20 protein-coding genes and 1 tRNA gene are annotated in these 25902 nt (G+C 41.6%); 9 read left to right on the top strand and 12 right to left on the bottom strand.

Annotated features, from left to right (window positions below):
* Positions 1 to 316: hypothetical protein (locus RMX69_RS26465; protein ID WP_322639205.1), on the bottom strand; the 316-nt coding region annotated here is incomplete at its 3' end.
* A 274-nt stretch (positions 317 to 590) separates the two neighbouring features.
* Between RMX69_RS26465 and gor the strand changes: the two genes are divergently transcribed.
* From gor to RMX69_RS26480, 3 genes are all read left to right on the top strand, one after another.
* Positions 591 to 1967, top strand: coding sequence for a glutathione-disulfide reductase (gor, locus tag RMX69_RS26470; RefSeq protein ID WP_289798999.1), 1377 nt, complete (start codon positions 591 to 593; stop codon positions 1965 to 1967).
* A 112-nt stretch (positions 1968 to 2079) separates the two neighbouring features.
* Complete coding sequence (locus RMX69_RS26475; protein ID WP_289798998.1) at positions 2080 to 2715, top strand: YqiA/YcfP family alpha/beta fold hydrolase; 636 nt, start codon at positions 2080 to 2082, stop codon at positions 2713 to 2715.
* A gap of 157 nt (positions 2716 to 2872) precedes the next feature.
* Positions 2873 to 4021, top strand: a complete 1149-nt coding sequence (locus RMX69_RS26480) for a histidinol-phosphate transaminase (RefSeq protein WP_322639225.1) — start codon at positions 2873 to 2875, stop codon at positions 4019 to 4021.
* Positions 4022 to 4029: 8 nt separating this feature from the next.
* On the opposite strand, the gene RMX69_RS26485 is transcribed toward RMX69_RS26480, so the two are convergent.
* Both RMX69_RS26485 and RMX69_RS26490 read right to left on the bottom strand, forming a co-directional pair.
* Complete coding sequence (locus RMX69_RS26485) at positions 4030 to 4584, bottom strand: hypothetical protein (RefSeq protein ID WP_289798997.1); 555 nt, start codon at positions 4582 to 4584, stop codon at positions 4030 to 4032.
* Between the two features lie 896 nt (positions 4585 to 5480).
* Positions 5481 to 6119 carry a GNAT family N-acetyltransferase gene (locus RMX69_RS26490; protein WP_322639206.1) on the bottom strand — a complete coding sequence of 213 codons (639 nt, stop codon included), beginning with the start codon at positions 6117 to 6119 and terminating at the stop codon, positions 5481 to 5483.
* A gap of 1032 nt (positions 6120 to 7151) precedes the next feature.
* Between RMX69_RS26490 and RMX69_RS26495 the strand changes: the two genes are divergently transcribed.
* From RMX69_RS26495 to RMX69_RS26505, 3 genes are all read left to right on the top strand, one after another.
* Positions 7152 to 10682: a response regulator gene (locus RMX69_RS26495; protein WP_322639207.1), complete on the top strand. Its 3531-nt coding sequence runs from the start codon at positions 7152 to 7154 to the stop codon at positions 10680 to 10682.
* A 68-nt stretch (positions 10683 to 10750) separates the two neighbouring features.
* On the top strand, positions 10751 to 11995 hold the full coding sequence (locus tag RMX69_RS26500; RefSeq protein ID WP_322639208.1) for a hypothetical protein: 1245 nt from the start codon (positions 10751 to 10753) through the stop codon (positions 11993 to 11995).
* A 50-nt stretch (positions 11996 to 12045) separates the two neighbouring features.
* A tRNA-Gly gene (locus RMX69_RS26505) sits at positions 12046 to 12116 on the top strand.
* A 263-nt stretch (positions 12117 to 12379) separates the two neighbouring features.
* On the opposite strand, the gene RMX69_RS26510 is transcribed toward RMX69_RS26505, so the two are convergent.
* Both RMX69_RS26510 and RMX69_RS26515 read right to left on the bottom strand, forming a co-directional pair.
* Entirely contained in the window at positions 12380 to 13426 is a 1047-nt protein-coding gene (locus tag RMX69_RS26510) for an ABC transporter permease (protein ID WP_289798994.1), read from the bottom strand.
* Between the two features lie 157 nt (positions 13427 to 13583).
* Complete coding sequence (locus RMX69_RS26515) at positions 13584 to 14102, bottom strand: adenine phosphoribosyltransferase (RefSeq protein WP_289798993.1); 519 nt, start codon at positions 14100 to 14102, stop codon at positions 13584 to 13586.
* Positions 14103 to 14556: 454 nt separating this feature from the next.
* On the opposite strand from RMX69_RS26515, the gene RMX69_RS26520 reads away from it, so the two are divergent.
* Both RMX69_RS26520 and RMX69_RS26525 read left to right on the top strand, forming a co-directional pair.
* Positions 14557 to 15183 (top strand): DUF3038 domain-containing protein, encoded by a 627-nt coding sequence (locus tag RMX69_RS26520; protein ID WP_094350233.1) that lies wholly within the window; start codon positions 14557 to 14559, stop codon positions 15181 to 15183.
* Positions 15180 to 16613, top strand: a complete 1434-nt coding sequence (locus RMX69_RS26525) for a DUF4335 domain-containing protein (RefSeq protein WP_322639209.1) — start codon at positions 15180 to 15182, stop codon at positions 16611 to 16613. The genes RMX69_RS26520 and RMX69_RS26525 overlap by 4 nt, the downstream gene beginning before the upstream one ends.
* 332 nt (positions 16614 to 16945) lie before the next feature.
* Here the strand turns inward: RMX69_RS26525 and RMX69_RS26530 are convergent, their stop codons facing one another.
* Entirely contained in the window at positions 16946 to 17944 is a 999-nt protein-coding gene (locus tag RMX69_RS26530) for a DnaJ C-terminal domain-containing protein (RefSeq protein ID WP_289798991.1), read from the bottom strand.
* 115 nt (positions 17945 to 18059) lie between these two features.
* Positions 18060 to 20129, bottom strand: coding sequence for a molecular chaperone DnaK (gene dnaK, locus RMX69_RS26535; protein WP_322639210.1), 2070 nt, complete (start codon positions 20127 to 20129; stop codon positions 18060 to 18062).
* A gap of 326 nt (positions 20130 to 20455) precedes the next feature.
* Here dnaK and RMX69_RS26540 point away from each other — a divergent pair, with 326 nt between their 5' ends.
* Positions 20456 to 21304 carry a M28 family peptidase gene (locus RMX69_RS26540; RefSeq protein ID WP_322639211.1) on the top strand — a complete coding sequence of 283 codons (849 nt, stop codon included), beginning with the start codon at positions 20456 to 20458 and terminating at the stop codon, positions 21302 to 21304.
* A gap of 106 nt (positions 21305 to 21410) precedes the next feature.
* Here RMX69_RS26540 and RMX69_RS26545 read toward each other — a convergent pair whose 3' ends face one another.
* The 5 genes from RMX69_RS26545 to RMX69_RS26565 all read right to left on the bottom strand — a co-directional run bounded on the left by RMX69_RS26545 (position 21411) and on the right by RMX69_RS26565 (position 25534).
* Positions 21411 to 22325 (bottom strand): bestrophin family protein, encoded by a 915-nt coding sequence (locus RMX69_RS26545; RefSeq protein ID WP_322639212.1) that lies wholly within the window; start codon positions 22323 to 22325, stop codon positions 21411 to 21413.
* A 455-nt stretch (positions 22326 to 22780) separates the two neighbouring features.
* Positions 22781 to 23188, bottom strand: coding sequence for a VOC family protein (locus tag RMX69_RS26550; RefSeq protein WP_322639213.1), 408 nt, complete (start codon positions 23186 to 23188; stop codon positions 22781 to 22783).
* 659 nt (positions 23189 to 23847) lie between these two features.
* Positions 23848 to 24030, bottom strand: coding sequence for a hypothetical protein (locus RMX69_RS26555; protein WP_322639214.1), 183 nt, complete (start codon positions 24028 to 24030; stop codon positions 23848 to 23850).
* Positions 24031 to 24060: 30 nt separating this feature from the next.
* Positions 24061 to 24963 (bottom strand): SIMPL domain-containing protein, encoded by a 903-nt coding sequence (locus RMX69_RS26560; RefSeq protein ID WP_322639215.1) that lies wholly within the window; start codon positions 24961 to 24963, stop codon positions 24061 to 24063.
* A gap of 196 nt (positions 24964 to 25159) precedes the next feature.
* Positions 25160 to 25534: a hypothetical protein gene (locus RMX69_RS26565; protein WP_289798985.1), complete on the bottom strand. Its 375-nt coding sequence runs from the start codon at positions 25532 to 25534 to the stop codon at positions 25160 to 25162.
* Between the last annotated feature and the right edge of the window lie 368 nt (positions 25535 to 25902).

A 25902-nucleotide genomic window follows, 5' to 3' on the forward strand; every position in this document is an offset into this window, starting at 1 on the left:
ATCCAACACCCGTAACTCCAGTAACACCAACACCTGTAACCTCAACAGATCCAACACCTGTAACGCCGATAGATCCAACACCCGTAACTCCAGTAACACCAACACCTGTAACCTCAACAGATCCAACACCTGTAACCTCAACAGATCCAACACCTGTAACGCCGATAGATCCAACACCCGTAACTCCAGTAACGCCAACACCCGTAACGCCAGTAACACCAACGCCCGTAACGCCAACTGACTCTCCAAGTACATAAAAATTGCTAATGGTAGTAAAAAATGCTATGCAAACACCGAAGGCAGTAGGTTTTGTCATAATTTTGCGTAATTCTTGTGGAACTTAGCTGCTTCAATGCGATAGCACAGACTTATGCTCCACTAGGGGCAGAACTATACAACTGTTAACTACTGCTTTTACAAGCTGCCAAAGCAAAAAGTGATATTCCCTACGACCAGATAGCATCTGCTAACGCTAGATTAAATCAAGGACAGGACTTACACAGGGTTCACCGGATATCCTTATATAGTTCAATCACTTTCTGTGTGTAAGTTCCCAGGAACTCACTTGTTGCTAAAGAGAACATAAACTTATGACTTTTGATTACGACCTGTTTGTAATTGGTGCGGGTTCTGGAGGTTTGGCGGCTTCCAAACGAGCGGCTAGCTACGGCGCAAAAGTGGCGATCGCTGAATATGATTTAGTTGGTGGCACTTGTGTGATTCGCGGTTGCGTTCCCAAAAAACTCATGGTCTATGGCTCTCACTTTCCCGAACTGTTCAGTGATGCTTCAGGCTATGGCTGGAAAGTAGGTAATGCTGAGTTTGACTGGGAATATTTCATTACATCTATAGATAAGGAAGTTCGACGGCTGTCGCAACTACATATAAGCTTCTTGGAAAAAGCCGGAGTAGAACTATTTTCTGGCCGCGCCACATTGGTAGACCCCCACACCATAGAAGTTGATGGACGTAAGGTTACAGCAGACAAAATTTTAATTGCTGTTGGTGGGCGTCCTGTCAAGCCAGATTTACCAGGGATGGAACATGGCATTACCTCCAACGAAATGTTTCATCTAAAAGAACAACCAAAACACATCGTTATTATTGGCGCTGGTTATATCGGCACGGAATTTGCTTGTATTATGCGTGGTTTGGGTTCTGAAGTGACACAAATTACCAGAGGTGAAAAGATTTTAAATGGTTTTGATGAAGATGTCCGTATAGAAATTGAAGAGGGCATGACAAACCACGGAATTCGCTTGATTAAGAATAATGTGGTGAAAGCAATTGAACGTGTGCCAGAAGGGTTGAAATTGACTTTATCAGGGGACGATCAAGAACCAGTAATTGCCGATGTGTTTTTAGTAGCGACTGGTCGAACTCCCAATGTAGATGGATTAGGTTTAGAAAACGCTGGGGTTGATGTTGTCGCCAGTTCTATAGAAGGGCCTGGATACGCTACCACAAATGCAATCGCAGTCAATGAATATAGTCAAACTAGTCAACCGAATATTTTTGCTGTTGGCGATGTCACCGACCGAATCAATTTAACTCCCGTGGCCATTGGCGAAGGTCGCGCCTTTGCCGATAGCGAATTTGGGAATAATCGCCGCGAATTCAGTCACGAAACTGTGCCCACAGCCATATTTTCTAGCCCAGAAGCCGCAACAGTCGGCTCGACAGAAGCCGAAGCACGGGAAAAACTTGGTGATGCCGTCAAAATTTTTCGCACTCGCTTCCGCCCCATGTACCACAGTTTGACTGGTAAGCAAGAAAAGACAATGATGAAGTTGGTAGTTGATAGCAATACCGACAAAGTTATAGGCGCTCACATGGTAGGTGAAAGTGCCGCTGAGATTATCCAAGGTATAGCGATCGCAGTCAAGATGGGCGCAACTAAAAAAGACTTTGATGCCACTGTGGGTATCCATCCCTCATCCGCAGAGGAATTTGTCACAATGCGGTAATAAAACTTAGGAGTGAGGAGTTGTGAGTTATGAATTATAAATGAGTCATAAAAAATGATAAATCTTTATTTATCAACACTCAATAATTTTTAACTCCTAACTGTTTACAACTTTGGACTACATATATCTTCACGGCTTTGCTTCTAGCCCTAATTCTGCCAAAGCGCGGGATATAAGCGATCACTTTACCCAAATTCACACAAAGCTGAAAATTCCCGATCTCAATGTAGGCGATTTTTCCCAGTTGACAATCACTCGTCAGATCGCTCAAGTTGCCGCAGAATTTAACAATGATTCTACACCAGTAACGCTGATTGGCTCAAGTTTGGGTGGTTTAACTGCCGCCCACTTGGGACAACAAAATTTGCAAGTACAACGCTTAGTTTTACTAGCACCAGCTTTTGGGTTTTTATCCCATTGGTTGCCCAAGCTAGGAGATGAAGAAGTACAGCGTTGGCAGCAAGAAAAATCTATCATGGTCTACCACTACGGGGAAGAGCGATTAATTCCTTTAAGTTACGATTTCGTCATAGACGCTGCCCAATACCAAGAAAAACTTTTGCAACGTCCTATCTCCACGCTAATTTTGCACGGAAAAAAGGATGAAGTCATTCCGATAGAAGCTAGTCGTGACTTTGCGCGATCGCGTCCTTGGGTTGAGTTAGTCGAACTCGACAGTGACCACGCTTTGGGTAATGTTATGGAAGAAATTTGGCAGGCAATTCGCCTCTTTTGCCAATTACCTTGAAGTTGTAAAATATTAGACTCACATATAAATAATGTCCTTAGTCATTTGTCCTTTGTTAGTTACTAATGACCAATACTTCTCTACGAGAGGCTGCGCCAACGACTACGCTCAGTACAAGTGACTAATGACTAATGACCAATGACTAATGACTAAAACTATGCTTCCCTTCATCCGGTCAGATTTAGCCCAATTCACCGCCTATAAACCTCATCCTAGCAGCGATACAGCCGATTCTGTCGCCACACAGTTTGATCGGCTAGATACAAATGAAAGCCCTTACGATTTACCACCTGAGTTAAAAGAGAAGCTGGCGTGGACTTATCAGCAAGTAATTGAAACAAATCGTTATCCTGATGGCGGACATGAAACACTTAAGGATGCGATCGCTGAGTACGTCAATCACTCAGCCGCCCTCTCATCATCCTTATTTACTGCTGTCAATATTTCTGTTGGTAATGGTTCAGATGAACTAATCCGCTCTTTATTAATCGCCACCTGTCTAAAAGGAGAAGGGTCAATTCTCGTTGCCAATCCCACTTTCTCGATGTATGGAATTTTGGCGCAAACTTTGGGGATTCCTGTAGTGGCGGTGGGGAGAAATGAAACAAATTTTGAAATTGACATAAGCGCTGCACAGTCTGCGATCGAACAAACTCAAAATCCTCCTATTCGCGTAGTTTTCGTAGTACATCCCAATTCGCCGACTGCTAACAACTTAACTGAGGCAGAGTTGGCGTGGTTAAGAAGCTTGCCACACCATATTTTAGTAGTAATTGATGAAGCTTACTTTGAATTCAGTCAAACTACCCTAGTAGGTGAATTAGCACAGCATCCTAATTGGGTAATATTACGCACTTTTTCTAAAGCTTTCCGCTTGGCATCTCTCCGTATTGGTTATTGCGTTGCCCATCCCGAAGCGATCGCCATTTTAGAAAAAGTTCGCTTACCCTACAATCTCCCCAGTTTTTCCCTAGCAGCTGCCTTAGTTGGTTTACAAAATCGTAAACTCTTGCTCGAATCAATTCCCCAAACCCTGAGCGAAAGAGCCAAACTCATCGAAATTTTATCCCAACAACCGGAACTACAAATTACTCCAAGTGCTGCCAACTTTATTTACCTGCGTTTTAAACCAAATGTCTTTAATTCACAAGAAACTGCTTTAAAAACTTTCCACCAGAAACTCAGAACACTCGGCACTCTTGTACGGTACATTAGTGGAGGATTACGAATTACTGTCGGAACGATAGAAGAAAACGCCCGCACCGTTAATCGAGTAAAAGCTGCTTTGGCAAATTTGTCATCTTAGCAATTTACTCAGTAATTAAACCTGCTATTTACCTCACTCCCCAAACGGCGTACTACTCCAACTGTTTGTGGCAGCACACCTACTAAAAGAGCAAAGGCAACATCCGGCAAAAGAGCCACTATTTCTGGTGGAAAGTATTGTTCAAATTGATCGAGAATTTTCTGTACTCGCTGCCCAGGCAGTGGATTTTCTGTAATTTGCTTGATCAATCGAATCCACTGTCGCCTAATCAAGTAAGCCTTCTGGCGTTCTTCATTAGATTCAGGAGTTAATAAAGAAAGATTACCTATGGGCAGTGCCCTTTGGCAATCACAATCGTAATCCCCACCCACAGCAGCCCCAGGGCCAGCAAACTCTGCATGGTAGCGTTTAAAAAGTATTAATCCATTTCGCCTACGACTATTGACGATGAAAACTTCTCCACTGTGCAAACGTGTAAGGATATCCGAGCTTTGTGATTGCTCAGTTCCGTCTGACATGACAACAGAGTCAAGGAAAGTAGTTTCAGGGTAATAAGTTGATACCATAGAGGTCTGATAGCGTCGATGCTGTTCGCTATCCATGTTTTTTAAACTTTTAATGAATGTTGTTGTAGTATGCACTTCAAAACGGAACTAGCTGTTATATCAAATCAAGTTTTTGAATTCTTTTATTATCAAGACCTTTCTGGTCAATCCAACTAAAAATAACAATATATAGGCGTTGTTTCAGTAATTGAGTGATTATATTTTATGAGATATAACTAGATTTGTCTGTAAACTATACGAGTATTTTCTTAAAGTTTTTATAAAGATGAATATATTAATTACAAATTTTTTATGAGGAAGTAATTGATTTCTTTCAATGCAATTTCGCGTATCTTCCGATTATAGTCTATTTTCATCTATATTGAATGCTTTCAAAAATTTGTTAACCATAAATTCCAAAAGCTAAATTTAACATTTTTTAATATTAAAAATATTTACCAAAAAGATAATTTCTTTATAGGGACGAGGTTATTTTTCGTAAAAAGTTTAAATCAAATATTCTTTTGATAAAAAATTTATTAAAAGCTATTTAAGAAGCGAGTAAATTAACAAACATATTTTAGTTTTAATTTATAGGACTCCTATTTGATTGCGTCAAAAAACTCAATATAACTCAAAGAGCCTTATTTATCGTTAGCTTTTGCCTGCTAAAGCAAGTCAGTCATCGAAATCAAAGCGGATTTATCTGGATATTTAGCTAATGTTGGCTAGATTTCTAATTAAACCCCATCCAGTTGAAAACCTGGAGTTCTTAAGAAGAGTATATTATTTAGTCCTGGCTTGAGTTTTGAGCTTTCTCTAAGTCAAAATAACTATGGTTCTCAAGGTAGAAGTGGTTTAGCTTAGTTTGTGTTTGATTGCCGCTATGAGTTACAGATTTTATCGAATTAATTGGAACAGAATACAAAACTTGACAATTGCCAACACAAAACTCAGATAATGGAATCAGCACTCAGGTGCTTATGCAATAACATCTGGCTTGAGCGTCTTAGAAAAAATGTATTCCAATTAGATTCGACTTTATGCACTCGATATCCCAGCTTGAAATACAGCTGTCGTGCTTGATAGTTATTTTCTAAAACATGGAGATATAAGTCTTGAAATCCCCACTCGCGAGAGACTTTTTCACAGCTAGTAAGTAATCCTGAAGCCACACCATGTCTACGGTATTTTGGGTGAACCGCTAAATTAGATAAGTAAGGAAAACCTACACCAACCTGGTTCCATGAATCACTGCTGTAGCGTATACCCATTTCCACACTTCCTACTAAGTTATTAGCTTCACTAGTAGTAGCTTCAAAGGCAACTAAGCAAAGATGACGGGGCGCAGGTGATGCCATCCGATGCCTTAAGTCTTCGTAAATACCCAGACGTAGCAACGGGAAAGCCCATCCCCATATACCCTTGTGGGAGTGAAAGCTTTCAGTAATAATTTGGGCAACACCAATCAAATCAGCAGGTGTAGCTGTACGAATTTGGAATTGGCAGGAAGCTGGATCGATTGGTTGTTGGTGGTATGGGTGAAAAAACCGATATTTCAAGGCTAGTTTAGTATTGATTTTATTCAACAAAAATTTTCTCAAATATCCTAAAACAAGATTAAAACTAAATCAGAACTTTATAGAGTTGCCCAGAAAATTTAACTTAACCAATATTGCTAATTCGCTTTTGCTTGTAGATTAAACAAATTTTTACACTTTAGTTTGGAGTTTTATAACCTGCATTTTTAAAAGAGTATTAGGAGTTACAACTTCATAAATCTATAACCTTAAATTCAGTATATTCATCGCATCCCTTGTTTTAGGTAGGCACAATCTCAAACTGATTGCCACAAAAACATTTGTAAAGTGATAGAGCTTTGAGCCAGTGGGCAGAGAAATAGCATAACTTGTCTGTAAGCAGCATCTCCAAAATTGTTAAGTAAGTACACTATTGGCAAACTCTGGTTTAAGACCACCTTTGGTTGTACTACTGAACTTGTTTTTTGCAGTTACCGCTACACTGATACTACTTTGCTACTAAGTCATCTAAATAGGCTGTACAGGTACTGGGACAAGAATCTGTAAGGTTCCCTAATCCCTAATCTCTAACTCCTCAAGCACTACCACTTGTCTTAATGATAGTTCTGATTGCTAAATTAGAAAGAGGTATTTGTCTAATAGTATACTTTGGCTTTAAATCTTATTGTTTTAATTTCGCTGACTCTACCATGACTACCATAAATAAAATTTACCTGCAAGTGTTATTACAACAGCTGTGGAGGGAAAACTTAATATGCAGCTTTATCTGGATTTTTCAGCTGGCTATGAGCGCTGTATGTATTATCAGACATTGCTCACAGGAGGTGAAAAAAGATTTGGCAAGTAAGCGTCGACTCTGTAACACTAAAACTGACAATGAAAGCAATTACACTGCACCAACGCAAACGGTAATCGGCACAAGCAATTGAGACGAATTTCCGTGAGCAAACGCTCCTACACTCAGCAGTCATGTAGCCAAACAGCCCTATTGGTCGAAATGCTCTGCTCTTACCTGACTCAGAAAAATCCTTACCTGATCAGATTATTCTTTATCCGACTGCCGTTGCAGCAGGAAAGCGGTGCATGAAATCCCAAGCAAACAGTAAGCCTAAAATTTTGGTTGTCGATGATGAACCAGACAACCTTGACTTGCTTTACCGCACTTTCTATCGTGATTATAAGGTGCTAAGGGCAACCTCTGGCCCTGCGGCCCTCGATCTGCTGGCTCAAGAGGGAGAGATCGCGGTGATCATCTCCGATCAGCGGATGCCGATGATGAGCGGTACAGAATTTTTGAGCCTAACAGCAACTCAATATCCAGATATTATTCGGATTATTTTAACTGGCTACACCGATGTCGAAGACTTGGTGGAAGCAATTAACGCTGGTAAGGTATTTAAATATGTCACTAAACCGTGGGAAGCGGAGGAACTAAAAGCGGTGGTACGCCAAGCTTTGGATACCCACAATGTCCTCAAAGCTAGAACCCGCGAACTTACCCGCACACTCCGTCAAGAATCGCTGCTGAATACCGTTACCAATACGATTCGCAGCGCTTTAGACTACAGACAAATTTTGCAAGCAATTGTAGACACAGTGGGTCACATGTTGGAAGTGGATGTTTGTCTGCTACGTCCCTTCCAAGATGAGCAGTTGGCGGATAAAGGGTTTATTTATCAGAAACCTCTTTCTGAAGAAACAGAGGTGCAGGAGATCGGAGCGGAAGTAGCAGTAAGTCTTTCCTCTGTGCCCGCTATATCCTCTGCAACTCCTCTGCCTCTTTTGGCTCAGACAGTGTGGGAAACCCGCGAAGTTCAAGTGATTCACGATGCGATCGATGATGAGCGCATTCACGGTAACACTCCCGAACTGCGTGAGCGGGGGCAAGCTTTTGCTGCTGCTAACATTTGTTCTAGTTTAGTTGTGCCATTGATCTGCCAACAAGAACTGATGGCGGTGCTAGCGCTGCACCAGTGTTCTGTTCCTCGCTTCTGGGGCGAGGATGAGGTGCAGTTAGTTTTGATGGTAGCGGATCAGGCAGCTTTAGCTTTGTCTCAAGCTTATGCTTACGAACAAGTACGTGCCCTTGCCAAGCGAGAGAGCTTGATTAATACGATTACTAGCGCAATTCGCTCTAGCTTAGATCCTCAAGATATCTTTGCGGCTATTACCCAACAATTGGGACAAGCTTTACAAGTTGATGGCTGCGTCTTGTCTTTGTGGACAGAGGAAGATGAGTTTGTTGAATGTGTGGGTTTGTATGATAGTTTTCAACATCTAGAAAATTTAAGAGCGCCAGCCCCAGATCATAATTTAAGTAGCAATAATCACCTACCAAACCAGAGATTACCTTATTCTCAAGCATCGATTCAGGAAAATCCCATCCTCCAACAAATGCTACAGACGCATGAACCTGTGGTGATTGGTAATGTGAGCCATTCTCCCTCAGATGTGCGGGGTTTTGATTTGCCTTTAAAAATGCCAGCGCGATCGCTAATGTTTGTGCCATTATTGGCTGATGGTAAATGTATTGGTAGTATTACTTTGCATGAAGGTAAAAAAGTACGCCAGTGGTTGCCATCTGATATTGATTTGGCGAAAGCAGTAGCAGCGCAAGCCGCGATCGCTGTGCAGCAGTCACACTTATATCAAAAAACTCGCCAACAAGCTGAACGCTTACTGGAATTAGACAAACAAAAAACCGAATTTTTCCAAAATATTTCCCATGAGTTTCGCACACCGATTACCTTGATTCAAGGGCCTTTAGAGTCAGCGGTGGCGGCTGGTGAGGGATTATCTTACTCCCAAAGTGCGATCGCCCTGCGTAACTCCCGCCGCCTGCTGCGACTGGTAAATCAACTCCTGGATTTACAACGCCTGAATGCCGGGAGAATGCAGCCTAGCTTCCATCCCTGCGATTTAGTCGAATTTGTCAGCCAAATAGTTGAATCTTTTCGTCCCTACTGTGAGAAAAAGAGACTGCATCTAGCTACCCAGTTAGATGAGTGTTCAACGGTGTACTTGGACATGGAAAAATTTGACAAGGTGGTTTATAACCTCTTGTCAAATGCCATGAAGTTTACTCCCGAAGGTGGCACCATCAGTGTCAGACTAAAATCTGAGCGCGATCGCTGCATATTACAAGTGCAAGATACTGGAATTGGTATTGTTAAAGAACAAATTCCCCACCTATTTGAGCGCTTTCGCCAAGCTGAAGGTTCAGCAAACCGCTCCTATGAAGGCAGTGGTTTGGGTTTAGCTTTAGTTAAAGAATTAGTAGAATTACATGGTGGTCAAGTCACTGTGGAATCAGTGTATGGTGAAGGTACTACTTTTAGTTTATGGCTGGTGACTGGAAATGCTCATTTACCTACACAGCAAGTAGTAGAAACGCCTACAGAACTGAATACAAGCCGCGCTAGCGTAGAATTAGCTGATTTAGAACTAGTAGAGTCAACAACAGACAATATTGAAGATATTACAATAAACCTCTCCCCCAGTGTTGATACTCAAGACTCAGCACATAAGACTCAGCACTCAATTTTAGTTGTAGATGACAACCCCGATTTGCGAACCTATGTATCTGAAATTTTCCGCCGTAATGGCTATCATGTACAGACAGCTCGTAACGGTCATGAAGGGCACAGTAGAGCGAAGGAAATTCTACCCAGCTTGATTGTGACTGACTTAATGATGCCGTTAGTGAGCGGACTTGAGATGATTCAGATGATCCGCAATGAGGAGACGTTGAAAGGAACACCAATCATTCTGCTGACAGCGAAAGTAGATGAGGAAACCCGCATCGAAGGTACAGAAAATGGCGCGGACGCTTATTTAGCAAAACCATTTAACGATCGGGAACTTTTGGCAGAAGTTCGGAATCTTTTAGCGTTGAAAGAAAATGAACGGCGAATTGTGGAGTTAAATACTTATCTAACAGAATCGGTGCTAAAGCGCTTTTTACCTGCTGTATTGGTGCAAAAAGCCGCAACCGGAGATTTAACGTTAGATTTGCGCCCAGAACCGCGCTTAATTACAGTTTTATTTAGTGACATTGTGGGTTTTACACAGCTAGCAAATACTCTCAGATCCCGACGAGTTGCAGAGCTGCTAAATGAATATTTAGAAGCCATGACCAAAGTTGTCTTTAGCAATGGCGGCACTGTAGATAAATTTATGGGAGATGCTATTTTAGCTTTATATGGAGCGCCGGAAGAACTAACCCCTAATGAACAAGTGCGTCGTGCCATCAATACAGCAAGAGCAATGCACCGCTCACTGGCTGACTTGAACCAGCGCTGGCGAGAGCAAGGTGTATTCGATAGCGACAAACTTACTAGCGTACAGTTCCGATGCGGTATTCACCAAGGTACTGCTGTTGTGGGGATGTTTGGTAGCGCTGAACGCGCCGACTATACTGCTATTGGCCCAAGTGTGAATATTGCCGCAAGGTTGCAAGCTGCCGCTGTTCCCGGTACAATCCTGGTTTCTGCTGCCGTAGCAGATTATTTACAGGAAGGAGAAATTACTAAAGGTAGTCCGCTAGAACTTAAAGGCGTAGATGAAACAGTTTTGACTTTTGCTGTTTCACCAGAGGTAATGGTTAATCGCTAAAATTTAGACTGGTATTTTAAAGCATTACCAATGAGTAAAAGTGCATAATCATATCCAGTTTATATAATATGACACTATCGGTTGCAGACAAAACTCCAATTCCAGCCAAGGTCTGGAGACGACACAGCGATCCACCAGGTTTGTGGATTTTTGTCGTTGTCAGTTCAGTCTCTCTGCACTTGCTGGTGTTCTGGCTGATGCGCTCATCTAATGCATTTAGTCTGTGGTTTCCCCAGCAAAATCAATCTGCTGTTCCGATCGAATTGATAGAAATTGCTCCTAAAACAAAATCAATAATCAAATCAAAATCAACAGCAAAAATAGTTTCGTCAAAGCCACTATCCTCAAATCAAAAGTCTGTACCAGCACGTTCATCACAAACAGCACGAACTACGCCTATCAATCAAGATTTTGGTGCAATAAATTCTCCTGAGAATCTCCAGAAAAAGAGCCGAATTTATGCCTCTCAACCTAATAGCGAACCTTCTAGACAACAGATAGTCCCCACGCCAAAACCGACACCAACACCTCAAGCCACACCAACACCTCAAGCCACACTGAAGCCTATAGCTAAAGCCACACCGACACCTCAAGCCACACCGAAGCCTATAGCTAAAGCCACACCGACACCTCAAGCCACACCGAAGCCTATAGCTAAAGCCACACCGACACCTACAGTTCCAGTCGGTAATTTACCTTGGAACCGTCGTCAAGAAATTAAACTGGGAAAGGGAACGCAACTTCCAACAGGTATTCCATCAAATCGACCAGTTTCAGAACCTGAAAATAGAGAAACTCCACCAACTTCGACTAGAGAAACTCCACCAACTTCGACTAGAGAAACCCCAGCAACTTCGACTAGAGAAACCCCAGCAACTTCGACTGGAGAAACTCCACCAACTTCGACTAGAGGAGCATCGGTAGCAATAGTAACTCCCTTATCTAGAGATGAAGTGATTGGCTTGATACAATCAAAAGGATTCCGACAAGATGCTTTACCTGACGTTATTGCTTTATACAAGGGAAGCAACACAAAACAATTAGACCCAAGTTTTCTTGTCCAGAATTCTGAACTTGAGCCAGCACAACTCTTGGCTAGCTTGATAATTGATCAGAATGGCAACTTTCAACAGGCTGTAGTTCTAGAAATAGAACCAGCAAAACTGCAAAGTGAAAAAAGTACATACGAGCAAGCCCTGAGCGAAGTTTTCAAAACAGAAAACTTTCTTGCTGCCCACAATAACGATGGCACAAAACCAGACTTAAGCAATTTGTATGTCAGGATCAAAATGCAACCCGCAAATTCCAACTGAATACTTGAATTTTTACAGAAACTGTGTTAAATTCATAGAGTTGGAAATTTGCGGGCGTAGTTTAGTGGTAAAACTATAGCCTTCCAAGCTATTAATGCGGGTTCGATTCCCGCCGCCCGCTTAGAAAACCTCTTAAATATGCGAAAGCAAGAAGTAAAGCTGAATATTGGTAAAATAACCAGCTAAACACCAATTTGCAATTTTGCAGTTGCAGAATTAGCTTGAGACTGAGAACAGCCAAATTTAAGACGGGATGAGGAATCAGGAAGACTTTAATTCAACGACATCCTCATCCTGGCTATTTAGTTATTTGTTGTTTGATAGTTGGCAGTACCCTGAAAATCTCTCAATAAGTTTTTGGTTTTTTGAATTTAGATATTTCTGCTAATTGAGATTTTCTAAGCGAATGCGTGGATCGGCTGCTTTGAGCATCAAGTCAGCGATTAAATTGCCAACAATCAGCAGTACTGCGCCCATTATCAAGCTTGCCATTAATAAATATAAATCTTGAGCTTGTAAAGCCTGTAAAGCTAATCTCCCTAAACCAGGCCAGTTGAAGAAAAATTCGGCGATGAAGGCACCGTTTAGTAAACCAGCTAATTCAAAACCCAATAAGGTAATTAAGGGATTTATGGCGTTGCGGAGTGCATGAACGTAGATGACGCGGTTTTCTGGCAAACCTTTGGCACGAGCCGTTTGGATGTAGTCTTGACGCAGAACATCCAATAATTCGCCACGAGTGATGCGTTGCAAACCAGCAAAACTAGTAATTGAGAGTGCGATGGTGGGTAAAATCATGTGCCAGCCGATATCTAAGATTCTGCCAAACCACGACAGTTCTGAGTGATTGATGCTAGTCATGCTACCCACTGGGAAAAGCGGCGAGGTGATTTGGGCTAAAACCAGCAGCGCTAAGGCAGTGATGAAACTGGGAAAGCCTTGTCCAGCATAACTAATCACCTGTAAAATCCGGTCTGCTGGCCTATTTTGTTTGACAGCGGCAAAGATCCCTAGAGGGATGGCGATCGCCCATGTGACAATTAGAGATGCGATCGCTAATAGCAAAGTCGCTGGGACTCGTTCCCACAAGAGCGATGCAACTGAACGTTGATAAATAAAACTCGTGCCAAAATCCCCTTTGGTCAAGATTCGCCATAGCCACAGACCAAATTGCTCTGGCCAAGACTTATCTAGACCAAACTGCCGTTTGATTTCCTCAATTCTTTCTGGGGATATCTTCGGATTTTGCCGCAGCGTATCTACATAATCACCGGGTGCGAGTTGAATGATAAAAAACGACAACGCTGACGCCAACAACAAAGTTAGCAGTGCCTGCAATAGCCGCTTTATCACATAAACAAAAGTTTCGCTCGTGACTAGCCCGATTAGCCAATCCCGACCTGTCTCCAAGGAAATTTTCGTAGATGTCATTTATCTTTTGTCCTTTGTCATTTCTCCTACCCTGCGGGTTCGCCTTTGGCGTTCTCGTAGACTAGCCGCTGGCGCGTCTATGTCATTTGCCATTTGCCCTTCATCATTTGCCAGTTGTTTTTCTATTGACTAATGACTAATTACCTATGAATTATGACTAATATTCAATTAAAGAGATAATCGGCACGTCCGGTAAATGTGTACGCCCTTGCAAATCCCGTAGCTCGATAATAAACCCAAAACCTACTAAGTCGCAGCCAATCTTCTGTACCAACTTTGCTGTCGCACTCGCAGTTCCGCCCGTAGCAATCAAATCGTCCACAATCAAAACTCGGCTACCTTGATGTAAAGCGTCTTGATGCACTTCTAGACAGTCTGTACCATACTCTAGTTCATATTCAATTGAGTGAACGGCTGCTGGTAACTTCCCTTTTTTGCGGATGGGAATAAAACCAGCTCCTAATTGATAAGCCAGAGGTGAACCAAAAATAAATCCTCTCGACTCCATACCAATAACATAATCAGCTGTTATTCCAGCTTCATTACATTTTTGTGTTAAAAAGTCAATAGTGTAGCGCAGTCCCTCTGGATCGCGCAGTAACGTAGTAATATCCCGAAATAAAATTCCGGGTTTCGGGAAATCTGGAATGTCACGAACCAGAGACTTTAAATCCATAAAATGGGGAATAAGGAATGAGTTAGATAAATTAATAAGCAATGCCCAATACTTTAGCTTCTCTACGAGACGCTACGCGTAGCTTGCTTCCCCGGAGGGGTACGCTCAGTACAAGTGCCCAATGCCCAATGACTAATTTCAGATACCTGAAAAATCGTACACTATAATGTCATACGCTGGGGGTCAAGTGGGGATAAAGGCTAAAGCTTCGCTCTTCATTGACGATAATTAGAATCTAAACCAAGCTAGAAAAGGTATTTCACTAATAAATGAGGTGAATTTAGTGATGTTTTAAAATTTTGATTTCAATATAGGGAAAACTTTGAGTAGAAAGAGTTAAGTAATGTATATATCAGGTAGTCATGCTCCTGCCACAAGTCTAACGTCAAGTCTTGGCTACCGATCTTAAATTTGTTTTATCTAGTCTGTTGGAACCGCACAAGGTATTTATAGAATGAATGTTTCAGCAAGTTTAACGCCGTTCAACAGTCCAACCCAAGACTCACTGCCGATGATTCTGGACACTTTACCAGATCCTGCGATCGCTTCCAAAACGTGTCCTCGGAGAACTAGGCTGCAAATTGACCTGATTTTACTGGCAATTGAAGCTTTAGAACTTGGTGGTTCGGAAGCAATCCTGGCTTTTGCTCAAGAGTTGGATCTGAAAGGAATTGTTAAAGACAGAGTGAATTTATGGCGGATGCGTAGCTCTAACCCGCTACGAAGAGCGCACATGCGCCGTCCTTTAACTATTATGGAAGCCAAAGCTTTGGTGGTCATTGCTTGCTACATAGCACGGCGTTTAACTGTTGTCATCCGCCAGTTATTAATGATATGCCAACAAATGGAAGAAAAACAGATTCCATTAGAACAGAATTTGCGGCTATCTAATTATTTAGAGCGGTTTAGAGCGCATTTTAAAAGCCGGATGAATGCTCGACGTTCTGGTGTACTAGCATTAACTTCTGATGAAAAATTAGATGCGCTAGCAATAAATTTGTTAGGACAATTACTATTTTGTACTGGTACTGCTGGAATGCAGCGGTTCTGGATTAGTCTTTTTGACGGTGAAGTGGAATGAATATTCAACGTAAGTACAGTCTACCTAATTGTACTCTTCTTTTAGAAGGGTTAAGTGATGTCACTAGGGCTGCACAGTTCCAGGAAATGCGCCCAGAATTATCAATATTGGTAAATGCAGAATGCTATTTATCTGGTTACAATCAACCCCTAACCGGAGGGCGAGAATTTTTTGAAAGTTTGGTGAGGGCTGTTAGTGGTTACGCCCAAGAATTTCTGAGTACTGTACCCAATCCGCAAGCACACAACCAGGAATCGGAGCTAGTAGAGTTTAAAAAAATTGACGGCAACCGCCACAGGTTAATCGTACATTCAGAGAATGCTCCAGAGGGGTTTGAGTCTCACTCGAATAATTCTAAACGTCCGCCGATTGAAATAGATTTGAATACGGTGCAGTTGTTTGATTTAGTAGAAGCAGTGGATCAGTTTTTTGCTGATAGCCAGACTTTACCAGAATTATCCCTAGAACTACAACCAGTTACTAGACGCTATGGTGGTGCTAGTCAGGCTGTAATTAGGCAAGCTGTTCCTGCTGCTGTGGGAGTATCAAGTTTAGCAGTAGCAGCGATCGCATTTAACTTGATTCCACCTCCTCAAATTCGTCCACCGCAGCCTAAGCCAGATGAGCAAACTAGCTCTACAACAAAGAGCCTTAATCCTCCAGCATCAGCGGCTGCAACACCCATCGAGGCTGCAACACCTACAGCAACACCCACAGCCAATGAAAAGCCAGTAGTCAAAGATTTAGAAGCACTTTTAAATACAGTTCCAGAAATTACCGATCCATCCCAGCTGCGTGCATTGAATCGTCAAGTGTATAACCAAGTTCATCCAGCTTGGACTAAGCGTTCAGGATTGCAACAGGATTTGATCTATCGTTTGGGTGTAGCTGCGGATGGTGCGATCGTTGGTTATAAAGCGGTGAATAAAGAGGCCAATCAAGGAGTTGGGCAAACTCCTCTACCTAACTTACTTTACAATCCTGCTAATCGCGCTCCCATTTCTAATGAACCGATAGCCCAATTCCGAATAGTGTTTACTACAAATGGTGTGCTGCAAGTTAGCCCTTGGCGAGGATATGCTAAGACACCAGAGGTAGTCGGTGCAAAAATTACTGACTCTAATATCACTAAAGGTTTAAATAAAAAGCTTTATAATACAGTTCGTGAAACCTGGAGTGGCACTCCCACCTTTACGCGAGATTTGAAATATCGGGTAGCAGTCAACAAAGATGGTGTAATTGCTGACTATGAACCACTTAATCAAGTCGCCTTTGATTATTTCCGAGAAACACCTCTTCCTAAGATGTTTAACGCCATCTATGGTTCTAATGTAGCTGCTCCCAATGACAAAGAACCTCTAGCCCACTTCCAAGTGATATTCAAGCCTAACGGCAAGCTGGAAGTCACTCCTTGGAAGGGATATCAGTAATTAGGCATGGGGTATGGGGCAAGAGAATTAAGTTGCTATTCCCTGTGCCCTACTCTGAGCAATAACATACCTCGCTTGCCGCCGGCGCTATCCACTTTTTCGTTCAGAATTCAATTCTGTTAGCGGATAGCTAAGGTTTAGCCCATTCTGACTCCTGATATCATGTCGGCTTGATTACTTACTAAACATCCAAGAACCCCACCCCGCCGGCGGGGAGAGGGCTGGGGGTGGGGTGCAATGACTGTGGGAATCACAACTAATTATCCGAACATGATATGACTTCTGAATTCTGTTTTGATAAAGGTATTAAATATAGATACACAACCTCATTTCTAACGTATTAAATCAGCGCGGGGTTTAAAGGTTTCAATTTGCCGTAACTTTTCGTAAAGCTCCCGTTCTTCTTGACTAATATTTTTTGGTGTAACTATTTGAATTTCTACTAATTGATCGCCACGTTTTCCGTCATCGTTAGGATAACCTTTATTACCTAGTCGAAATTTTTGACCAGACCTAACGCCGGGAGGGGTAGTCATTTTCACAGGGCCGTCAAGAGTAGGTGCTTCTACCTGTCCTCCTAAAACTGCCTCGCTGGGAGTAACAGGTACTTGGCAGACGATATTTAAACCTTCTAGCTTAAATAATGGATGAGGTTCAACGGTAATTTTTAAGTATAGATCGCCACCACCAACGCCTTGGTTCCGCAAACGGATGGTTTGACCTGTTACCATCCCTGGTGGCATATTAACTTCTAGCGATCGCCCATCTTCCAAACGAATCCGTTCATTACCACCTTGATAAGCTTTTTCTAGTGGAAGCGTTAATCTGGCTTCTATATCTCGACGGGCTGTCCGAGGTGGTGGAGTATTAACTGTATAGGCAACTTTTGTTCTGGGGGAACGAAACGGATCGCTAGTATTGCCATTACTAGAGTTATTTGCCGCACTCTTATTTTTGACACCAATAACTTGATTAATAAAGCTTTCAAAGTCGGAGAATTGGCTAGGATCTACGTCCTGATTTCCGTTGCGATCGCTAGCACTACTCTGCCAAGTTTTAGCCTTTGGCGTCTGTTTGTTGCCTGCAAAGCCTTTTTGCTTCCAGTAGCGGCTAAACTGGTCGTACTGCGATCGCTTGGCTGGATCGGAAAGAACTTCATAAGCCTCGCCAATATCCTTAAATTTTTCCTCAGATTCTTTGTTACCCGGATTCAGATCGGGGTGATATTGCCTTGCTAACCGCCGATAAACCTTTTTAATTTCCTCAGCAGAGGCATCTTTAGATACTCCTAAAATCTCATAGTAATCGCGAAAGTTCGGCAAATTTTGCATAGTTCAGTTATTTAAATTTTATATTTTAGATCCATTAAGAGTTAGGAGTTAGGAGTTAGGAGTTATGAGTTGAAAGATTTATTTTTAACTCCTAATTTCTAACTCCTAACTTTTCTTATAACCAATCATTGTCTTCTTCATCATCCCAGTTATCTTGGTAGCTGGGGCGGGATTTGCGTGGAGGACGGCTTTCATAAGAGGAAGAACGATTATCGCGGCTATAATCTCTACCGTAATCTTTGCCATAGTCTTTACTGTATGAGTCGCGTTCTCGATATGTATCTCTGGGAAATTCGCGTTCTCGTTCTTTCTCACCGCCAGTAAAGATGTCACGGATAGTCCCAAACAAATCATCGTCTTCATCTTCAGCATAAGTCTGGCGGACTTCCCGATTTAGCTCATAGAGAGCATCTTGCAAGTCGGCGTAGGCTTGATCGATACCGCGATCGCTATTTTCCTGAAGACTCTCCTTTAGTTGTCGGCAAATATTATCAATTCTTTGGCGGCGGCTGCGGGCAAACTGCATACCAAATTCCAGCGCGACTTCTCTCAGTTGCCGTTCTGCTTGGAAAATCAACGCCTCAGAACGAGTCCGCTTTTCTATTCTTTCCTTACGTTCGCGATCGACATCAGCGTATTTTTGAGCGTCTTGAATCATCCGATTCACTTCTGACTCGTTCAAGGTGGAAGCGCCTTGAATGGTGATACTTTGCTCTCGTCCAGTGGTTCTATCTAGGGCTGTTACCTGTAAAATACCATTAGCATCAATATCAAATGACACTTGAACTTGGGGAATTCCTCGTGGCGCTGGTGGGATGCCATAGAGCTTGAACCGTCCTAAAGACTTGTTGTTTGCTGCCATTTCCCGTTCGCCCTGAACTACGTGAATTTCCACAGTATTTTGGTTATTTTCAGACGTGGAAAAAATATCAGAACGGCGTACTGGAATTGTCGTGTTGCGGGGAATGAGTTTTTTCATCACACCACCGATGGTTTCCAATCCCATAGAAAGGGGTGTAACATCCAAAAGCAGCACATCTTTGAGTTCGCCGGCGAGAATACCTGCCTGAATTGCTGCACCCACGCCCACGACTTCATCGGGGTTAACGTTCTCATTGGGTTCTGTACCAATTAAGTCCCGCACAAGCTGCTTTACCATTGGCATTCTTGTAGAACCGCCAACTAACACAACTTCTTCAATGTCTCTAGGTGAAAGTCCGGCATCTTTGAGGGCGCGTTTCACTGGTGTCCGCAATCTTCCCACCAAATCACCACACAAACCTTCAAACTGGGAACGAGTTAAACGAGTTTCGAGATGTTTCGGCCCATCTTCCGTGGCAGTGATGAAGGGTAAATTAATATCGGTGACACTGACAGCAGAAAGCTCAATTTTGGCTTTTTCCGCGGCTTCCATGAGACGTTGCAAAGCTTGGCGATCGCGTCTTAAGTCTACCTCTTCTGTTTCCAGAAATTGCTCTGCCAACCAATCTACTATTATTTTGTCAAAGTCATTCCCACCAAGTTGCGTATCGCCACTGGTAGCTTTGACTTCAAATATCCCATCGCCAACTTCTAAAATCGACACGTCAAAAGTGCCACCGCCCAAGTCAAAGACTAAGATAGTTTCCGTGTCACCCCGATCTAATCCATAAGCCAAAGATGCCGCTGTCGGTTCATTGAGAATCCGCAGTACTTCTAAACCAGCAATTCTGCCAGCATCACGGGTTGCCTGCCGTTGAGAATCGTTAAAATAGGCGGGTACTGTAATAACTGCCCCTGTAACTGGTTCACCCAAATAGCGGCTAGCATCGTCTGCCAATTTCTTCAGCACCATTGCCGAAATTTCTTCTGGGGCGAAATCTTTATTCAGACGAGGACAGGCAATTTTAATATTACCTACTTCGTCTTTGCGGATGGTGTAGGGCACACGCTTAGAATCTGCATTCAGTTCACCATACTTCCGCCCAATGAAACGTTTAACTGCAAAAAAGGTATTTTGAGGATTGAGGACGGTTTGTCGCCGTGCCATCTGCCCAACCACCCTTTCACCTTCTTTGCTGAAGCCAACTACGGAGGGGGTTGTTCGCATTCCTTCTGCATTGGCAATCACCACCGGCTTGCCACCCTCCATAACGGCGACTACTGAGTTGGTTGTACCCAAGTCGATGCCGACTACCTTGCCCATGCGTTACTCTTCTCCTAAAGTGTCTTATATATTTATTATGATTGGGCGGAACTACCTCTAGCTTTGTGCTACAAGATAAAAACACCTCAATGTATAATACTCAAATACTCATCATTAAGGCAGTAAGCTAAGAAGTGCAGCTAGAGGAGATAGTTGCAAGACTAGGATAGCATTGAGATGGTTGGCGTGCCCAAGCAGCCTCAATTCTTGATATCCGGCTATTTCTGTTTAAGTTATCTGCAAATTGGTAAGTTAACCTTAATAATGCTTACTTTGCTTGTTTGAGTGCCTGAAAATTCTAATATTATTGCTACTACTTAAAAGATTTGAATTTAACAGAGCGATTACAGACTTCCCTGAGTGCGATCGCGCGAGAACGCGATCCTTACATGGCAACGGCTGGACATTTTTTTGTCCAAGAATATATCCGCCAGCAATTTTCCCAATGGGGGAGTGTGGAAATCCACACCTTTGAAGTCAGAGGTAAAGCTTGTAATAACTTGATATTAAATTTACCATCCCAAGCTCAAGGGCAAAAAAAGGATTTACTACCGATTTTAATTGGCGCTCATTATGATGGCGTTCCAGGAACAGTTGCAGCTGATGATAATGCTACAGGTGTAGCGGTGTTGCTGGAATTGGCAAGAAAGTTTGCTGCTGAACCTGTGAGATATCCCTTAAGGCTGGTTGCTTTCGATATGGAAGAATACGGCTTACTGGGTAGTGCTGATTATGCAGCCCTGTTGCATCAACAAAAGCAACAGCTACGCTTAATGATTTCCCTAGAAATGCTGGGCTATAAGGATTCTACACCTGGTTCCCAAAGTTACCCCCCTCCTTTGGAACGCTTCTACCCAGATACGGGTGATTTTATTGCTTTAATTGGCAATTTGCGGACATTGCCTGACTTAATTGGGATGAGCCGTAATATTCGCAAAGCTGGCGTATCTAGTCAATGGCTACCCGTGCCGAATCGAGGTTTAATAGTTCCCCAAACCAGACTTAGCGATCATGCTCCATTTTGGGATTTGGGTTATCCGGCAATGATGGTGACAGATACGGCATTCTTGCGAAATCCACATTATCACAAGGCTAGTGATGCGATCGCTACTTTGGATTTAGATTTTCTGACTCGTGTATGTGAAGGGTTGGAAATTGCGATTCGGCGGTTGTGAAAAGATATTTTATCTTATATCTGATGCGTGAATATTGGATTTTTCACCTCACTTACTTGCAAACTGCTGTATATTCTTTTTTATTAATCAATATCCTCAGCTTTTTTCAATTGGTTATACTATCTTGCTGATGCGATCGCGCATTGGGAGTCAAAGTAATTAAATCGTCAATATTGCGCTTCATTGTTTCACAAATTGCATCTAATGGTAAATCATTAGCGTCATAACCAAAGGGGTTTTCTATCTCTAAGCCAATGGCTTCAATGCCAAACAAAGTGAACCCAACCAAAGCAGAAACTAAACCTGTCCACCAACCGAGACTGTCTACTATTTGAAATGGTAGCAAGAAACAATATAGTATCAGTAATTGCTTCAAATGAATAGCATAAGCAAGTGGCATAGGTGTTTTTAAAATACGTTCGCAAGCACCTAAATTATCCACAAGACTATTCAATAATTCTTGCAGAGATGTTAGCTGGTAGCTATTAAGACAATTACGATCGTACTGTTGCTGTAAATAATCTCCTATCCAAAAGGCAACCTCTATAGGAGGATTATTCATAATCTTCAGTTTTATATACTTAGTAGATGGCATTAAGTCTTCTAACTCGCTATTGACACCTTCTCCTCGCAAATGTAGTTTAGTTGTTACAGCAAACGCTACCAATAAGTTTAATGCTGTAATTTTATTGTCTTTATCTTCTGGTGAAATTTCATCAACTGATACCCAAATTTGCCTCGCTAAATTTCGGGTGTTATTTACTATAGAACCCCAGCATTTTCTTCCTTCCCAAAATCGTTCATAAGCAGTATTTGTACGAAAGACAAGTAACAAACCTAAAACAATGCTAGGAATCACATTTGCTAAAATAGGCTGGGATACAGGTTTTTCAAAATGGTGAAGCAGAGAAATTAAAAATCCGAAAGCTCCACACCATAAAATATGTTTGAAAATTGCTTTCATTACTGAACCTTTAGGTTGTAATGCTGTGCGGAGCCATTGGATTTTTTCGTTCATCATTTATTCACCCTAGTAAAATATTTATTTAACCGATATATTCAATATTTGTTAGCTTAAAAACAAGCATTATAAAAGTAGCATAATTATCACAGAGATCATTAAAAAAATCTTCTTTAGAAGAACATAATATACTGTTGAATATGTATTTTATTCTAGTTTCTGTTATACAATTTAAAGTCCGGTTAAATACTTATTATTAGCACTGAAGTAAACATCATATAAAAGTCAAAAGCAGTGCTAGGGCTGGCTACAACTAAGCAACAATTGTAAATAAATGTAAATATTTTCCAGTGGCAGCATAAATTACGCATTGTATCCCGATAAATCTATGGAAGAAAAGGTATATTCCTATCGATAATGTTCATACAGCATTAGTCGGTATCATGTACCCCAGTAAATCAAAAAGTTCTAGCCTGTAAAAATCCTGCCCTGTACATTAAACGTCTAGACATAACTTATTTGGTTATGTCTTTTTTGTTGTAGTTAGTCTCAAAACGTTGAATTTCAATCAAATAACCATCAGGATCGCGGAAAAAGCAGTGATAAATATTGTACTTTTCATTTAGTGTAGGTGGCTTTTCAAATTCGACGCCACGTTCTTGGAGATATTCAAACCATTCATCCACCTGCTGTGTTACCAGGGTAAAAATGACACTTGAGTGTTTATCGGTTGGGGGAGTTAATTTTTCGCTTGCTTGACACAATCCTAAGTATCCAGAACCACTAACAGTATAAATTCGACAGTTTCCTTGGTCAAGCCATAACTCCAAACCTAGCTTTTGTTCGTAGAATTCTGTAGATATATTGAGGTTATGGGTACAGAAGAAGGTAACTTGTTGGTCGATTTGCGGATGAGTAGACATAAAACACATTTGAGTATATACCCTAACGACATCGGGCGATCGCATAGGTAAAAATTGATTGATGTTAGAAACCTGTTACTGCTCCAGAATGCCTTAAGTGCATCTGGAGTTTCTTTTTGGAAAAAGCCATAAAAATTTTCCCAATCATCCTGATATGGCAAAACATGGCTGAATAAGGATGCATACTGAATTATCTATATTTAACACGGGCATCAGTTATTGATGTACCCTTCCTGCCAAACAACTCTCGCAAAACAGCCTCAGATTATCTGGGGCTGTTTTGCGTTACTTCCAACAGAGAAGGTGTGTAAATGAGAATCCTCAAACACTTTTATCTACATTTGAGTGTATACCCGGATGACGTAGGATTTTCTCAGGGTGAAAATTTGGTATAGGTAAATGCGTATCTTTCCTGACTCCAGATTTGTCACAAACATTTCTGGAGTTTTTTCATTACTGAAGTTTGAAATCAGCAATCTAGCCTAAACTAAAGTGAATATTTGATTTTTATTATGAACACGCTATAGGTGTGCGTTAAAAGAATTACTAATTTTAGCCAAATACTGAGTATTATTAATGATTTATATAACCTATTTTTTAACTTGCATATTCAATCTTTAGGGTGCGTTACACTACGTTAACGCACCTGAATTAGCTTGCTATTTTTTGTTTTCTTTCGCTAAGTGATATACTCCCAAAGCAGCCCCTATTCCTAATACAGCAGGAGCAGCAACGCCAACAGCAATAGCAGCAACTCCTCCTACAATAACAGCAGCAGCGCCTCCGTTGATTCGGTTCAGAGTAAAAATAGTTAAGCGATCGCACTTCCAATTTTGACTCAATCAAAGTGCGATCGCACTAAATATAAATGTTTATTTCGTTGTATATGTCACAAAAATATCCTTTTTCATTTCAACTTCTGCCGGTGCTTCTGGATCGTAAGCTGGTGATAATAAAAAACTAGCAAACGACGGTAAAGGAACTCCAGTTTTAGAACTACATGAGGGATAAAGTAATGTGTAAAATGGCTCGGCGACAGAAGGAGTACCAAGTTTAACTTCCATCGCAGTTGCTAAAGCCTGAGCGCGGCTTTGGGCATCTTTCATCGCTGATTGATAAACTGAACTCTGCAAAGCTTGACAGTCATTTACTGCATAGTCAACACCCACACTCTTGACAGAAAGGTTTTCAATTTGGCTCGTGGACTTGTTCGCTGTAGCAACAATTTCTTGGACGCGAACCTCCAAAGGAGGAGCTTCGCTAACGCGTGTTGGTTTTTCTAGTCTCACCAATATTTTGGCGTTATTTTCACTGGCATTAGGATTAATTTGCACTTGAATTTTATCAGTCCTAATGCCTTTAGCAACTAAGCTATCCACTACAGGCTGAAGAGTTGCTTTCGTTGGGGATTTTTTGTTTGGTAAAGGTTCTGCTGCTGTTTTGTAATTAAAAAGTAGAGTTGGTGAGGCAGCCCGGTCTTGTTGTTCCAACAAAGAGGGACTGCCGTTCGCCCTTGGCGTGCCGGAGGCATACCCGGAGGGTGAGGATAGACGGCGGGTTTCGGGTAGAGATGATGGTTGCGTTTGTAACTCATCATTGCTACTTCCACTACTGAATACCAACTCAATATCCGCTGTATCTGCTGGCACTCTCACAACCCCTTGACCGATTACCATTAATGAATGGCGATCGCTTGCGGGTGGATAAAACAATTGGGCATTAGTGACTTTAGGTGTTAATGTTCCTACCCCGACAGTCACGGAAATACTTAGCATTAGAGCAGTTATTTTTCTCATATCCTGGGAATATCCTTTGAAGTTAGTAATTGTCAAAGTTTACACCTCAATTGGAATCTACTTAAAAAATATTGAGCTAATCCCACGACTAAAAGCTGTGGGATTAGCTCAAAAATTAAAAATTCACTGCGGGCGTTATGATATCTCAGCAGAGAGCCAAATCTCGTTAGAACTCTTAACCAAACCAGTGAGAGGGTTCACAAGCTGGTTGAACTGTTTCACAAACACGATGGCTAATCCAATCTGACTTTTCTTGAACGATTAAACAAATGCCTTGGTGAATCAAATTCTGTAAATGTAGTTGCTGCTCTAAGGGTTTACGAGGCAATTTGTAATAAGCCAAGCTTCCTTGTTCAGCCTCCGCTGGAATCTGTTCATCAGACATGATGCTGTAAAAGGAGGGAATGCGGTTAAGAACGAAAGTAATTAGCTCTTGGCGTAAATCAGGAATCGCAAAGGCTTGTTGATATGGATGGGATGGATATGTATTCAAAACACTTTCAATTTCTCCCACTATTGATTGTTGTGTTAAATTGACTACCGTTTTCATGATTTCTAAACTCCTTTTTTAATCAAGTAAATACTTTGTGGAGAAAATATTTTTTTTAGATGGCAACGTCTTAATTCCAATCAGTTAACTTACTTTTAACTGATAGATGCAATTTCCCTGAACTAGCCTCTTATCTTGGTACAATCTCAGACATTTGGTTTTGCTTATTTTAGTTAAAGTTTATACTGTCTCACAGCATGACTTATTAAAACAGCATCCAATAAGCTGGTAATTTACCGACATTTTATATTTATAATCCTAATTATTTCAAATTTCTACCAAAAAGGCAGAAATCTACATAAAATGCAGCATAAAAACTAGGGGATCAAGATTAACAGCAATAAAACTACTTGAATTAGGAACAAGTT

The sequence above is a fragment of the Nostoc sp. EspVER01 genome, from assembly GCF_034530635.1.
Lineage (GTDB): Bacteria > Cyanobacteriota > Cyanobacteriia > Cyanobacteriales > Nostocaceae > Nostoc.

What these genes read in the sequence shown, in the direction of transcription:
- RMX69_RS26550 (WP_322639213.1), bottom strand. Translation starts at nt 23,188, where the DNA reads ATGTCTACTCATCCGCAAATCGACCAACAAGTTACCTTCTTCTGTACC.
- dnaK (WP_322639210.1), bottom strand. Translation starts at nt 20,129, where the DNA reads ATGGGCAAGGTAGTCGGCATCGACTTGGGTACAACCAACTCAGTAGTC.
- RMX69_RS26530 (WP_289798991.1), bottom strand. Translation starts at nt 17,944, where the DNA reads ATGCAAAATTTGCCGAACTTTCGCGATTACTATGAGATTTTAGGAGTA.
- RMX69_RS26560 (WP_322639215.1), bottom strand. Translation starts at nt 24,963, where the DNA reads ATGCTAAGTATTTCCGTGACTGTCGGGGTAGGAACATTAACACCTAAA.
- RMX69_RS26510 (WP_289798994.1), bottom strand. Translation starts at nt 13,426, where the DNA reads ATGACATCTACGAAAATTTCCTTGGAGACAGGTCGGGATTGGCTAATC.
- RMX69_RS26515 (WP_289798993.1), bottom strand. Translation starts at nt 14,102, where the DNA reads ATGGATTTAAAGTCTCTGGTTCGTGACATTCCAGATTTCCCGAAACCC.
- RMX69_RS26480 (WP_322639225.1), top strand. Translation starts at nt 2,873, where the DNA reads ATGCTTCCCTTCATCCGGTCAGATTTAGCCCAATTCACCGCCTATAAA.
- RMX69_RS26565 (WP_289798985.1), bottom strand. Translation starts at nt 25,534, where the DNA reads ATGAAAACGGTAGTCAATTTAACACAACAATCAATAGTGGGAGAAATT.
- RMX69_RS26495 (WP_322639207.1), top strand. Translation starts at nt 7,152, where the DNA reads ATGAAATCCCAAGCAAACAGTAAGCCTAAAATTTTGGTTGTCGATGAT.
- RMX69_RS26520 (WP_094350233.1), top strand. Translation starts at nt 14,557, where the DNA reads ATGAATGTTTCAGCAAGTTTAACGCCGTTCAACAGTCCAACCCAAGAC.
- RMX69_RS26525 (WP_322639209.1), top strand. Translation starts at nt 15,180, where the DNA reads ATGAATATTCAACGTAAGTACAGTCTACCTAATTGTACTCTTCTTTTA.
- gor (WP_289798999.1), top strand. Translation starts at nt 591, where the DNA reads ATGACTTTTGATTACGACCTGTTTGTAATTGGTGCGGGTTCTGGAGGT.
- RMX69_RS26500 (WP_322639208.1), top strand. Translation starts at nt 10,751, where the DNA reads ATGACACTATCGGTTGCAGACAAAACTCCAATTCCAGCCAAGGTCTGG.
- RMX69_RS26485 (WP_289798997.1), bottom strand. Translation starts at nt 4,584, where the DNA reads ATGGATAGCGAACAGCATCGACGCTATCAGACCTCTATGGTATCAACT.
- RMX69_RS26545 (WP_322639212.1), bottom strand. Translation starts at nt 22,325, where the DNA reads ATGATGAACGAAAAAATCCAATGGCTCCGCACAGCATTACAACCTAAA.